Source organism: Oerskovia merdavium (assembly GCF_014836755.1).
Classification (GTDB): Bacteria; Actinomycetota; Actinomycetes; order Actinomycetales; family Cellulomonadaceae; genus Oerskovia; species Oerskovia merdavium.
On record NZ_JACSQF010000005.1, the window covers coordinates 47649 to 60402 of the forward strand.

Annotated in this window: 13 protein-coding genes; 3 read left to right on the forward strand and 10 right to left on the reverse strand. The window is 72.2% G+C overall.

Annotated features, from left to right (window positions below; all coding sequences use genetic code 11):
• Positions 1-2: 2 nt before the first annotated feature.
• From urtE to groL, 6 genes are all read right to left on the reverse strand, one after another.
• A complete protein-coding gene (gene urtE / locus H9641_RS06230) occupies positions 3-695 on the reverse strand; it encodes an urea ABC transporter ATP-binding subunit UrtE (protein ID WP_191802013.1) in 693 nt (230 codons plus the stop codon).
• On the reverse strand, positions 695-1777 hold the full coding sequence (gene urtD, locus H9641_RS06235) for an urea ABC transporter ATP-binding protein UrtD (RefSeq protein ID WP_225220084.1): 1083 nt from the start codon (positions 1775-1777) through the stop codon (positions 695-697). Before urtD ends, urtE begins: the two co-directional genes overlap by 1 nt.
• A complete protein-coding gene (gene urtC / locus H9641_RS06240; protein ID WP_191802015.1) occupies positions 1774-2898 on the reverse strand; it encodes an urea ABC transporter permease subunit UrtC in 1125 nt (374 codons plus the stop codon). The genes urtD and urtC overlap by 4 nt, the downstream gene beginning before the upstream one ends.
• A complete protein-coding gene (urtB, locus tag H9641_RS06245) occupies positions 2895-3779 on the reverse strand; it encodes an urea ABC transporter permease subunit UrtB (protein ID WP_191802017.1) in 885 nt (294 codons plus the stop codon). Before urtB ends, urtC begins: the two co-directional genes overlap by 4 nt.
• 113 nt (positions 3780-3892) lie before the next feature.
• The gene (gene urtA / locus H9641_RS06250) at positions 3893-5149 is read right to left on the reverse strand and encodes an urea ABC transporter substrate-binding protein (RefSeq protein WP_191802019.1); all 1257 of its coding nucleotides are present in this window, start codon (positions 5147-5149) and stop codon (positions 3893-3895) included.
• 340 nt (positions 5150-5489) lie between these two features.
• Positions 5490-7124 (reverse strand): chaperonin GroEL, encoded by a 1635-nt coding sequence (gene groL / locus H9641_RS06255; protein ID WP_056645303.1) that lies wholly within the window; start codon positions 7122-7124, stop codon positions 5490-5492.
• Between the two features lie 245 nt (positions 7125-7369).
• Here groL and H9641_RS06260 point away from each other — a divergent pair, with 245 nt between their 5' ends.
• Positions 7370-7825 carry a hypothetical protein gene (locus H9641_RS06260; RefSeq protein WP_191802021.1) on the forward strand — a complete coding sequence of 152 codons (456 nt, stop codon included), beginning with the start codon at positions 7370-7372 and terminating at the stop codon, positions 7823-7825.
• Between the two features lie 50 nt (positions 7826-7875).
• On the forward strand, positions 7876-8829 hold the full coding sequence (locus tag H9641_RS06265) for a glycoside hydrolase family 15 (protein ID WP_191802023.1): 954 nt from the start codon (positions 7876-7878) through the stop codon (positions 8827-8829).
• A 124-nt stretch (positions 8830-8953) separates the two neighbouring features.
• Here the strand turns inward: H9641_RS06265 and H9641_RS06270 are convergent, their stop codons facing one another.
• The 4 genes from H9641_RS06270 to H9641_RS06285 form a co-directional block, all read right to left on the reverse strand.
• Entirely contained in the window at positions 8954-10444 is a 1491-nt protein-coding gene (locus H9641_RS06270) for a phytoene desaturase family protein (RefSeq protein ID WP_318244410.1), read from the reverse strand.
• A gap of 5 nt (positions 10445-10449) precedes the next feature.
• The gene (locus H9641_RS06275) at positions 10450-10653 is read right to left on the reverse strand and encodes a cold-shock protein (protein ID WP_056645298.1); all 204 of its coding nucleotides are present in this window, start codon (positions 10651-10653) and stop codon (positions 10450-10452) included.
• Positions 10654-10873: 220 nt separating this feature from the next.
• Positions 10874-11518, reverse strand: a complete 645-nt coding sequence (locus tag H9641_RS20655) for a LytR C-terminal domain-containing protein (protein ID WP_191802024.1) — start codon at positions 11516-11518, stop codon at positions 10874-10876.
• A 31-nt stretch (positions 11519-11549) separates the two neighbouring features.
• A complete protein-coding gene (locus tag H9641_RS06285; protein WP_225220085.1) occupies positions 11550-11876 on the reverse strand; it encodes a DUF3263 domain-containing protein in 327 nt (108 codons plus the stop codon).
• A 116-nt stretch (positions 11877-11992) separates the two neighbouring features.
• Between H9641_RS06285 and H9641_RS06290 the strand changes: the two genes are divergently transcribed.
• On the forward strand, positions 11993-12733 hold the full coding sequence (locus H9641_RS06290; protein WP_318244411.1) for a uracil-DNA glycosylase: 741 nt from the start codon (positions 11993-11995) through the stop codon (positions 12731-12733).
• The last annotated feature ends 21 nt before the right edge of the window (positions 12734-12754 follow it).

Genomic DNA, 12754 nt, shown 5'->3' on the forward strand with positions numbered 1-12754 from the left:
CATCACACTGCCATCATCGCGCGCACGTCGGCCTCGGCGCTCGCGCCGCCCTCGCCCTCGGCGCTCACCCGGCCGGACTCGAGGACCACGAAGCGTTCCGCGGCCCCGAGCGCGAAGCCCACGTGCTGCTCGACGAGCAGCACCGAGAGCCCGCCGGCCTCGGTGAGCGAGAGGATCGCGTCCTCGATCTCGGTCACGACCGAGGGCTGGATCCCCTCGGTCGGCTCGTCGAGGATCAGCAGCCGCGGCGCGGTCACCAGGGCGCGCGCGATCGCGAGCTGCTGCCGCTGACCGCCGGACAGCAGCCCGGCCCGGCGGTCGAGCAGTCCCCGCAGCGCGGGGAAGAGGTCGAGCGCCTCGTCGGTGCGCCGGGCCCCGTCTCGCCGGGTGTCGGCGACGAGCTGGAGGTTCTCCTTGGCCGTGAGGTCGCCGAAAGCCTGCTGCCCCTGGGGCACGTAGGCGAGCCCGCGCCGGACCCGCTCGAACGTGGGCAGGCGCGTGATGTCCGTCCCGTCGAAGGACACGGTCCCCGTGCGCACCTTCAGCAGCCCGACGACGGCACGCAGCAGCGTGGTCTTCCCCGCCCCGTTGTGCCCCAGGACCGCGGCCACCCCGTCCGGGGGCACGCTCAGGTCCACCCCGTGCAGCACCTCGGTGCGTCCGTAGCCGACGTGCAGGTCGGTGATCTCGAGCATCAGCTCTCCTTCGTCGTCGGTGCGACGGCCGTGCGGTCGGCCCCAGCAGAGGGGTCCTGGACGGCTGCCGTGCCCGGAGCCACGGGGGCCTCGTTCGGCGACGGCTCGTCGGGGTTGGCGGGCATCGGGTCGGCAGGCGCCCGGAGAGGCGCGGCCGCCTCGCCCGAGAGAGCCGGCCCGCCCGAGGGGACCTCCGCACCGGGCGAGGTCCCGGCCCCGGGCGAGCGGCGCCGTCGGGCACCGCGCGCGGCCCCCGCCGCACCGAGGTAGACCTCCTGCACGCGCGGGTCCGCCTGGACCTGCGCGTACGTCCCCTCCGAGAGCACCGACCCCATGTGGAGCACCGTGACCGACGACGCGAAGCTCCGCAGGAACTCCATGTCGTGCTCCACGACGACGACCGTGCGCTGCTCGCCGACCCGCTGGAGCAGCAGCCCCGTCTGCTCGCGCTCGGCCTGGCTCATGCCCGCGACCGGCTCGTCGAGCAGCAGGAGGCGCGCGTCCTGGACCAGGAGCATCCCGATCTCGAGCCACTGCTTCTGCCCGTGCGCGAGGATGCCCGCGCGGGTGTCGCGCAGGTGCGCGAGGCCGATCGTCTCGAGGGCCTGCTCGACCGGCTCGGGCACGCCCCGGCGCTGCCGCAGCAGCGTGAGCGGCCCCCGGCCGGCCCCCGCGGCGATGTCGAGGTTCTGCAGGACCGTGAGCTCCTCGAACACGCTCGCGGTCTGGAACGTGCGCCCCACGCCGGCGCGCGCGATCTTGTGCGTCTTGCGCCCGAGCAGCTCGGTCCCGCCGAAACGCACCGACCCGCTCGCGCGCGTGAGCCCCGTGATCGCGTCGACGATCGTCGTCTTGCCCGCACCGTTGGGACCGATGAGGAAGCGCAGCTCGCCCTGGACGACCGTGAGGTCGACGCTCTGGACCGCGACGAACCCGTCGAACTCGACGTGCAGGCCCCGGACCTCGAGGTAGTCGTGACGGAAGCGCTCGTCGTCGGCCCCCAGGACCGCGTCGGCCGCAGCCAGGTCGATGCCCACCGGGGCCGGACCCTCGGTCGTCTCCATGTTCTCCTCCTGCGTCATGCCGACCTCCCGACGACGGGCGCTTCTTCCGGGGCGAGCCCCGCGGCTGGCGCACCGGGCGCGGGCGGCGCGCTCCGGCGTCGGGCCCACCGCGAGACGAGCGACGCGAGACCGCCCGGCAGGAACGCGACGACCAGGACGAACAGCGCGCCCTGGAAGTAGATCCAGCCCGACGGGAACTGCTCGGAGAGCGAGGTCTGCGCCCAGCTCACCGCCACCGCGCCCAGGACCGGGCCCAGGAGCGTGGCCCGACCGCCGATCGCGACGCCGATGAGGAACCCGATCGAGGGCACCACACCCACGTCGGCGGGCGAGACGATCCCGACGACCGGCACGAACAGCGCCCCGCCGATCCCCGCCATGGCCGCGGCGGCCGCGTACGCGACGACCTTGATCGTCGCGGGGTCGTACCCCAGGAAGCGCACCCGGTTCTCCTGGTCGCGCACCGCCACGAGGAGCTCGCCGAACCGCGAGAGCATGAGCTGACGGACCACGGCCACCATCACGAGCAGCGTGCCCGCGGCGATGAAGAAGAGCATGCGCTTGTTGACCGGGTCCGTCAGGTCGAACCCGAAGAACGACCGGAAGCCGTTGAGACCGTTGGTCCCGCCCGTCGTCGCCTGCTGCCCCACCAGGAGGATCGCGAACGCGGCTGCGAGCGCCTGGCTGAGGATCGCGAAGTACGCCCCCCGCACGCGCCGACGGAACATCGCGAGCCCCAGCACCACCGCGAGAGCCGTGGGGACGAGCACGACCAGGAGCACCGCGAGCACGGGGTTGCGCAGCGGCTCCCACCAGGCCGGGACGACGCCCGACCCGTAGAGCATCATGAAGTCGGGCACCCCGCCCGGGCCCGCGTCGGCCAGCTTGAGGTGCATGGCCATGATGTACGCGCCGAGACCGAAGAAGACGCCCTGGCCGAGCGTCAGCATCCCGCCCCGGCCCCAGGCGAGACCGATCCCGACCGCGACCATCGCGAGGCACAGGAACTTGGCGAGCAGGTTGAGCCGGAACGTGGACATGGTCGCCGGGGCGACCGCGAACAGCAGGACCGCGGCGAGCGCGAAGCCCAGGAGGACCCGGCTGCGGGGGTTGGTGAGGAGACGCTGGAGGAAGGTCATGCGAGGCTCCTCGTCCGGACGGTGACCAGTCCTTGGGGGCGGACCTGGAGGAAGAGGACGATCACGACGAACACGAGGACCTTGGCGACGCTCGCCGTGGTCGAGTACTCGAAGGTCGCCTGGAGGATCCCGAGGCCGAACGCGGCGATCACGGTGCCCTTGATCTGGCCGATCCCGCCCGCGACGACCACGAGGAACGCGTCGACGATGTAGTTGGTGCCGAGCGTCGGGCCGATCGAGCCGAGCAGCGTGAGCGCGACGCCCGCGACCCCCGCGACGCCCGAGCCGATGAAGAACGTCAGGCGGTCGGTGCGGCGCGTCGAGATGCCCGAGGCCTCGGCGAGGTCGCGGTTCTGCACCACGGCGCGGATGCGGCGCCCCAGGGGCGTCGTCCGCAGGACCAGCGCCAGGACGCCCACGCAGACGAGCGCGAGCACGAGGATGAACACGCGCGTCCTGGGCATCCCGACGCCGAAGATCTCGACGGCGCCGCTCAGCCAGGACGGGGCGCGGACGTCCACGTTGGGCGCCCCGAACACGTCGCGCGCGACCTGCTGCAGCACGAGCGCGACCCCCCACGTCACGAGGAGGGTGTCGAGCGGGCGCCGGTACATGCGCGAGATCAGGGTCACCTCGAGGAGGAGTCCCAGGAGCCCGCCGACCAGGAAGCCGACCGGCAGCGACACGAGGAGCGAGAGTCCCGCGTCCGAGACGACGCCCTGGACGACGAACGCGGTGTAGGCGCCGGCCATCATGAGCTCGCCGTGGGCCATGTTGATGACGCCCATCTGGCCGAACGTCAGGGCGAGGCCGAGGGCGGCCAGGAGCAGGACCGAGCCGAGGCTCAGCCCGGCGAAGAGCTGTGAGAACAGCACGTCCATGGGCGGTCAGCCTTCCGGTGGGGTGCGTGCGGGACGGGGGCGCCGCGCCCCCGGTGGGCCCGACGGCGGAGCGTGCGTTCCGCCGTCGGGCCCCACCGGGGTGCGGGGTCAGGTCAGGACAGGCCTTCGGCCCAGTCGTAGCCCGTGAGGAACGGGTCGGGCTCGATGGGCTCGCCCGAGCTCCACTCGGTGTGGATCAGCCCGTCGGGGCCGATCTTGCCGATGAGCGCCGTCTTGGCGATGTGGTGGTTCTCGCCGTCGACCGTGACGGTCCCCTCGGGGGCGTCGAAGGTCACGCCGCCGGCGGCCTCCTGGATGTCGCCGACCGCGAAGGACTTCGCCTTCTCGACCATGCCCTTCCAGAGGTAGACCGAGGCGTACGCGGCCTCCATGGGGTCGGACGTGACCCGGTCGTCGCCGTACTCGGCCTTGAAGGCCTCGACGAACGTGGTGTTCTCGGGGCTGTCGATGGTCTGGTAGTAGTTCCAGGCCGTGAGCTGGCCCTCGACGTTCTCGATGCCGATGCCCCCGACCTCCTCCTCGGCGATCGAGACCGACACGACCGGCATGGCGTCCGGGCCCAGGCCCGCGTTCTTGTACTCCTTGAAGAACGCCACGTTGGAGTCGCCGTTGAGCGTGTTGAACACGGCGTCCGCACCGGCGGCCTTGACCTTGTTGACGATCGTGGAGAAGTCGGTGTGGCCCAGCGGCGCGTACTCCTCGCCGAGGACCTCGATGCCGTTGGCCTCCGCGTAGGCGTTGATGATCTTGTTCGCCGTGCGCGGGAAGACGTAGTCGGATCCCACGAGGAAGATCGAGGTCGCCCCCTGCTCCTTGAGGTAGTCGAGGGCCGGCACGATCTGCTGGTTGGTCGTGGCGCCCGTGTAGAAGATGTTCGGGGAGGACTCCAGGCCCTCGTACTGCACGGGGTAGAAGAGCAGCGCGTCGTTGTTCTCGAAGACCGGGAGCATGGCCTTGCGCGAGGCCGAGGTCCAGCCGCCGAAGACCGCCGCGGTGCAGTCGTCCGTGATGAGCTTCTCGGCCTTCTCCGCGAAGGTCGTGGGCTCGGACGCGCCGTCCTCGGCCACGACCTCGAGCTGCTTGCCGAGCACGCCGCCGTCGGCGTTGATCTCCGCGACCGCGAGCCGGAGCGAGTCGTGGACCGTCTGCTCGGAGATCGCCATGGTCCCGGAGAGCGAGTTGAGGAGTCCGATCTTGACGCTGTCGCCCGAGACGTCGACGCAGCTGGCCGCCGCGGACGAGGCGCTCCCCCCGCTCGCGTCGGTCCGGGCGCCGCACCCGGAGAGGACGAGCGCGAGGACGAGGGTTGCAGCGGGCAGAGCGCGTGCGGTTGCTCGTGAGGTGGCCACCGAGGTTCCTTTCACCGAAGGTCGACAGGACCGGAGCGCTCGGTGCCGAGCGGTCCGTCGTGCGGTCGGTGGGCGCCCTCTGGCGACCTCTCCCGGCCGTCCACGAGGGGCGTATACAACGCTGTGCCCACTGGTGTAGACGCTAGGGAGACGGTGTTTCGCCGGCGCTGCCCGCGGTGTTAACGCTCCGTTTCCCGGGTCACGATCGGGTCACGGGCTGAGGCGCCGTGCCGGCCGGGACCGGGAACGGCGAAGGGCCGCCCGGCCAGGTCTCCCTGGTCGGACGGCCCTTCGTGTCGGCTGCGCGGGCTCTACGAGCCCCGCGGCGCGGACGGACTGATCAGAAGTCCATGCCGCCCATGCCGCCGTCGCCACCCGGCATCGGCTGGTTCTTCTCCGGCTTGTCCGCGACGACCGCCTCGGTCGTGAGGAAGAGCGCTGCGATGGACGCAGCGTTCTGCAGCGCGGAGCGCGTGACCTTGACCGGGTCGTTGACGCCTGCGGCGAGCAGGTCCTCGTAGACGCCGGTCGCGGCGTTCAGGCCGTGGCCCGAGGGGAGGTTGCGGACCTTCTCGGCCACGACGCCACCCTCGAGACCGGCGTTGATCGCGATCTGCTTGAGCGGGGCGTCGATCGCGGCGCGCACGATCTGCGCACCGGTCGCCTCGTCGCCGACCAGGTCGGTGATCGCGGCGGTCTCGAACGCGACGGCACCGGCCTGGATGAGGGCCACGCCACCACCGGCGACGATGCCCTCCTCGACGGCAGCCTTCGCGTTGCGGACGGCGTCCTCGATGCGGTGCTTGCGCTCCTTGAGCTCCACCTCCGTCGCGGCGCCGGCCTTGATGACCGCGACACCACCGGCGAGCTTGGCGAGGCGCTCCTGGAGCTTCTCGCGGTCGTAGTCGGAGTCCGACTTCTCGATCTCGGAACGGATCTGGTTCACGCGACCCGCGATGAGGTCGGCGTCGCCGGCACCCTCGACGATCGTGGTCTCGTCCTTGGTGACGACGACCTTGCGAGCCTGGCCGAGCAGGTCGAGGGTCGCGGTCTCCAGCTTGAGGCCGACCGTCTCGGAGATGACCTGGCCACCGGTGAGGATCGCGATGTCCTGCAGCATGGCCTTGCGGCGGTCGCCGAAGCCCGGAGCCTTGACGGCGACGGACTTGAACGTGCCACGGATCTTGTTCAGCACGAGGGTGGCCAGGGCCTCGCCCTCGACGTCCTCGGCGATGATGAGGAGGCTGCGGCCGGCCTTCATGACCTGGTCGAGCAGCGGCAGCAGGTCCTTGACGTTCGAGATCTTCGACTCGACGATCAGGACGTACGGGTCCTCGAGGACCGCTTCCTGACGCTCGGGGTCGGTCTCGAAGTAGCGGGCCAGGAAGCCCTTGTCGAAGCGCATGCCCTCGGTGAGCTCGAGCTCGAGGCCGAACGTGTTCGACTCCTCGACGGTGATGACGCCTTCCTTGCCCACCTTGTCGAGGGCCTCGGCGATGAGCTCGCCGATCGCGGGGTCACCGGCCGAGATCGCGGCCGTGGCAGCGATCTCTTCCTTGGTCTCGATGTCCTTGGCGGCGACGAGCAGCTGGGCCGTCACGGCCTCGACAGCCTTCTCGATACCGCGCTTGAGGGCGATCGGGTTGGACCCGGCCGCGACGTTGCGCAGGCCCTCGCGCACGAGCGCCTGGGCGAGCACGGTCGCGGTGGTGGTGCCGTCACCCGCGACGTCGTCGGTCTTCTTGGCGACCTCCTTGACGAGCTCCGCACCGATCTTCTCGTACGGGTCGTCGAGCTCGATCTCCTTGGCGATGCTCACACCATCGTTGGTGATGGTGGGCGCGCCCCACTTCTTGTCGAGGACGACGTTGCGGCCCTTGGGGCCGAGCGTGACCTTCACGGTGTCGGCGAGGACGTTGAGCCCGCGCTCCATCCCGCGACGTGCCTCCTCGTTGAAGGCGATGATCTTTGCCATGGGGATTGATCCTCCGCTGGTGGCGTGTGACGGTCGGTCGGCGCCCGCGACGGACGGCTCGCGCACGACGACGTTCCTGTCACGCCGACTCGCGGGCCTCACCTGACGACCAGAGAAAACTGTCACTCTCATGACGAGAGTGCTAACGCCATTATTGGCACTCTGCCGGTGCGAGTGCAAGGCCGTACGACCCCTATCGCCCCCAGCGGAACGACGCACGTCCGGCTCGCCCTAGGATGCCCAGTGTGAGATTCGCGACAAAGAGGTGGCGACTGGCGGTGCTCGGAGCGGCGATCGCCCCCGTCGTGGTGCTCGTGACGGCCGGGGCCACCCCGACCCCGCAGCCGACCGACGTCCAGATCGACCTGTACCAGGACGGCGTCGCGACCGCAGGCCCAGGCGTCCTCCTGCGGCTCCCCGCGGGCATGGGCGCCACCTACCTCGACGGCAGCAGGGTCCTCGACCCGGCAGCCCTCGACCCCGCCTGGCTCACGGACGGGATCGACGCGGCCGACGGCGAGGTGGACCGGCTCAGCCAGGTCGCGGGCTCCCCCGTGACCGCCGGGTCCCTGCTCGACGTCGCGGGCGCCGAGCGCGCGGAGCCGCGTCCCGGGCCTGGCTCGCCGCCGGCCGGGTCCCGGGCGCAGGCACCCGCTTCGAGGAGCTCGGCGAGGACGCCCTGCTCGACCTGCACACCCTGACGCTCGAGAACGGCGCCTCGCTCGCCGCGGCGTCCCCGCGCTGGCGCTACGTGTGGCCGCGCGACTCGTCGTTCACGGCGGCCGCGTACGCGCGGACCGGTCACGTCGACGACGCGCTGCGCGTGCTCGACTTCCTGCGCTCGGTCCAGGAGCCCGACGGCTCGTTCCACGCCCGATACCTCCCCGACGCCTCAGGGGTCCCTGACGACCGCGGGATCCAGTCGGACGGCAACGGGTGGGCCCTGTGGGCGGCATGGACCGTGCTCGACGAGATCGACGCCCCGGGCGCCCGGGACGACGCCCGTGAGCGCCTCGCGCCCCTCGTCGACGCCTCGACCGAGCACGTGCTCGCGCTGCTCGACGACGACACGGACCTGCCGCCGCCGTCGAGCGACTACTGGGAGGTGCACCCGACCGACCTGACCCTCGGGACCGCAGCCCCCCTGCTCGCCGGGCTCGAGGGCGCCATGGCCTTCTACCGCGACGGCGAGCGGTGGGACCGTGCGGCGGGCGCGGCGAGCGCCGCGATGCGCCTGCGGTCCGCGATCGAGGACCGGTTCGGCTCGCAGGGCTACCCGCGGGCCGTGTCGGGCGGGGCGCAGGACGCTGCGACGACCTTCGCGCTCCCGCCGTTCCAGCCCACGGCGCTCAGCGGGGCGGAGGACGCCTGGCGGTCCTCGGTCATGTCGATGCTCCGTCCGGCCGGTGGGGTGGCCCCGGGAGCGGGCTGGCGGACGGACGGCGTGTCTTGGACGCCGCAGACCGCGCTGTTCGCCCTCGCGGGCGCCTCGATCGGCGAGGAGGAGGCCGCCGAGAGCTGGCTCGACTGGCTCGGCACGCACCGGACGGCGTCCGGCGCGATCCCCGAGAAGGTCCTCGCGGACGGCTCGCCCGCGGCGGTCGCACCGCTCACGTGGAGCTCGTCGCTCGTGGTGCTGACGCTGGTCGAGCTCGAGGACCGGCGTATCGAGGCGGCGGCCGAGGCGGCGGCCCCGGCCCCCTGAGCCTGGGCCTGGGCCTGGGCCTGGGCCTAAACCACCCGAGACCCGGCTCCCTGCGGGTCCGGACGCAGGAGCTCCCTCGTGGGGCCCTCGTGCTTTCCTCGCGCGGTCCGAGGTCGGGCAGCCGTCAGGGAGCCAGCGCGGGCAGGTGCGGGACGTCGAACTCCCGCCGCAGCACGCGCTGGGCCGCGTACCACCCGCCGAGCCCGTGGACACCGGGTCCCGGTGGGGTCGACGCCGAGCAGAGGTAGACCCCGTCGAGGCCGGTCGCGTACGGGTCGAGGCGCGCGCTCGGGCGTGCCAGGACGCGCCACATGCTGACGGCCCCCGCCGCGATGTCCCCGCCCACGTAGTTGGCGTTGTGCTCGCTCATGCGCGCGGCGGGCACGCACCGCGAGGTCACGACGACGTCGCGGAAGCCCGGTGCGAAGCGCTCGATCTGGGCGGTGATCGCCTCGGTGACGTCGAGCGTGGAGCCGGCCGGGACGTGCGCGTACGACCACAGGGGTCGCAGGTCACCGACCCGACGCGTCTCGTCGACGAGGCTCGGGTCGCTCACGAGGACCATGGGCCGCTCGGCGTGCTGCCCCTGCGCGACCGCGGCCTCCGCGGCGGCCATCTCGGCCCGTGCGCCACCCACGTGGACCGTCCCGGCACGCCCGACCTCGGCGTTCTGCCACGGCACGGGGCCTCGCAGCACGAAGTCGACCTTGGCGGCCGCGTTGCCGTAGGGGAACGCCGTGAGCGCTCTGGCCGCGCGTCCCGTGAGACGGGAACCGAACACCTCGACCACGGTGCGGGGAGTCGTGTCGAAGATGACGGCCCGGGCGGGCGGGAGGTCCGACTCCGAGCGCACCGGGTGGTCCGTCACGACCTCACCCCCGTGCGCCTCGAGGTCCGCGACCAGCGCGGTCACGATCGCCCCCGAGCCGCCGCGCGGGACGGGCCAGCCGCCCTCGGTGTGCGCGAGCGACGCGAGCAGCATCGCCACCCCGGCCGAGGCCAGCGAGGGCATGGGCGCGATCCCGTGCGCTGCGACGCCCGTGAAGAGTGCGGGGGCGACGTCCCCGACGAAGCGTCGGTCCCAGGCCCGGGTGCCCTGCTCGAGGACGCCGAGCCCGAACCGGGCCGCGGTCGGTACCCCGCGCGGGAGGAGCCCCGCCGGGATGCTCCGCTTGTCGCCCAGAGCGGTCGCGACCGCATGGCCCGTGTTGCGTGACAGCGAGCCGACGAGCGAACGCCACGCGGCGCCGTCGACCCCCAGCCCGTCGACCGTCCGGTCGAGGTCGCGGTAGGCGATCCCCGCGCGGCCCCCCGGGAGCGGCTGGGCGTACGAGACCTCCGGGACGAGCAGCTCGACGCCGCGCGAGGGAAGGTCGAACGCCTGGAAGAACGGCGACGCCCACGCCATGGGGTGCACCGCGGAGCAGATGTCGTGGACCAAGCCCTCGGCCAGCCCCAGGTCCAGGGTCCGCGACCCGCCCCCGATCGTGGGTTGTGCCTCGAGGACCCGCACGGACAGCCCGGCCCTGGCGCACGTCACCGCCGCGGCGAGGCCGTTGGGCCCGGATCCGACGACGACGACGTCCACCTCGGTCAGGTGACGCGCCGGGGTCACGGCGTTCAGAGCGGGCGCACCTGTTCTGCCTGGGGGCCCTTCTGGCCCTGTCCTGGCTCGTACTCGACGGCCTGCCCCTCGTCGAGGGTGCGGTAGCCGTCGTTCTGGATCGCGCTGAAGTGGACGAAGAGGTCCTGGCCGCCCGAGTCGGGGGTGATGAAGCCGAAGCCCTTCTCGGCGTTGAACCACTTGACGGTGCCCTGGGCCATGGACGTCTCCTCGTGTGCCGGCGCGGACCTGCCGCGGTCGCCCGAGGACGACCACCGCCCTCGGTGCCTCCGAGCCTAGCCCGCGGGGTGCGCGCCGTCACCGGTACGCGCGACGCCGTGCACGCCGAGGACGTTCAGGACGGGGGCGGCGACGGACGGGACCCTGAGCGCTGCGGTCCGTCAGCCGACGAGAAGCCGCCGCAGACCCGCACGCGGCAGGTCAGGGGGCGACGGTCAGCGCGGACTTCACGATCACCAGGACGTCGCCCTCGCGGACGTCCACCTGCTTGACCTGCTCGGCCGGGACACCCAGGACAGCGGCGACGGCCATCGCCGTCTCCTTGCGGTCCGCGGCGTACCAGATCGAGTTGACCGTGACGCCCGAGTCACCGGGGTAGGCCGCGAACTCGACCTTGGTGAACCCCTTGGCGTCCAGGGCTGCCTTGCCGACACGAGACTCCCCTTCGGGGCCCTTGTCGTTGAGGACGCGGACGAACGCTCCCTTGTCGGCTGCTGCCAGCAGGGCGGTGATGTCGGTCGCGGGGTCCGCGGGCGACTCCTCCTCGACCGGCGTCTCCTCGGTCGAGGGCTCCTCCTCGACCGGGGTCTCCTCGGTCGCGGGCTCCTCGGCGGGAGCCGACGCTGCCGGGGGCTTGGCCTCGGCCTCGGGCGTCGTTCCGCCGAAACCTCCGGAGACCGCGTAGACGCCGCCGATCCCGACGACAGCGAAGATCCCGGCGACGAGCAGGAACGGCCAGGTCTTGCTCCACCTGCTGCGCGGAGCGCGGTACACCCCGACGGGCGCGCCCTCGGGCGCGGGGACGTCGAACTCGTCGGGCGCGTAGGGGTAATCGCTCTTGCTCACGCCGACAGGGTAGCCCGTCTCGCCCGGCAGATTAAACGTCGCCGAGCCGGCGAGCTGAGCGGGCGCGCTGACGCGTGGACCGCATCCGGCGCAGACGCTTCACGAGCATGGGGTCGTGGGCCAGTGCCTCAGGGGAGTCGATCAGGGCGTTGAGCGCCTGGTAGTAGCGGGTCGCCGTCATGTCGAAGAGCTCGCGGACAGCCTGCTCCTTGGCGCCCGCGTACTTCCACCACTGACGCTCGAAAGCGAGGATCTGCTGGTCGCGTTCCGAGAGTCCAGAACCCTGCTGCTCGTCCGGCCCCGTGCTGTCCAGGGACGGTGCGACGAGGTGCTCGGTCTCGGCGAACGCTTCGCTCATGGGCAGTTCCTCACTCGTCGGGACGTCCTGCACCGACGAACGGTGGGGACCTGGGCGTCTTCAGCCTACGCGCGAACGACAAAGGTGTCATTCAACGGCTCGCGTACTCTCGCCGCGTGAACAGCTCCGCGACGCCCGCCTCCGCCGACTCCCTCGACCGTTCCTCGGCCACCGTCTCGCAACGACCGCTCGACGAGATCATGGCCCCCGACTGGGCGGCCGCCCTCGCTCCCGTCGAGCCGCAGCTGCGCGCCGTGGGCGACTTCCTCCGCGCGGAGACCGCGGCCGGACGCCCGTACCAGCCTGCGCCGTCGGACATCCTGCGGGCCTTCCAGCGCCCGCTCGCCGACGTACGCGTCCTGATCGTGGGCCAGGACCCCTACCCCACACCCGGCCACGCCATGGGCCTGTCGTTCTCCGTCCAGCCGCACGTGCGCCCCGTGCCACGCTCGCTCCAGAACATCTACGCCGAGATGGCGACCGACCTCGGGACCCCGACGCCCGTGCACGGCGACCTGTCCGCGTGGAGCGACCAGGGCGTCATGCTGCTCAACAGGGTCCTGACGGTCGGCGACGGCGACGCCGGGTCGCACCGCCGCAAGGGCTGGGAGGCCATCACCGAGGCCGCGATCCGCGCGCTCGTGGCCCGCGACCGCCCGCTCGTCGCGATCCTCTGGGGACGCGACGCCGCGACGCTCAAGCCGCTCCTGGGCAGCACGCCCGTGGTCGAGAGCGCGCACCCCAGCCCGCTGTCCGCCCGGCGGGGGTTCTTCGGGTCCCGGCCGTTCTCGCGCGTCGACGAGCTGCTCGTCGCCCAGGGTGCGGCCCCCGTCGACTGGACGCTGCCAGCGGCCTGAGGCACGGCGTCGGGCCGGGCC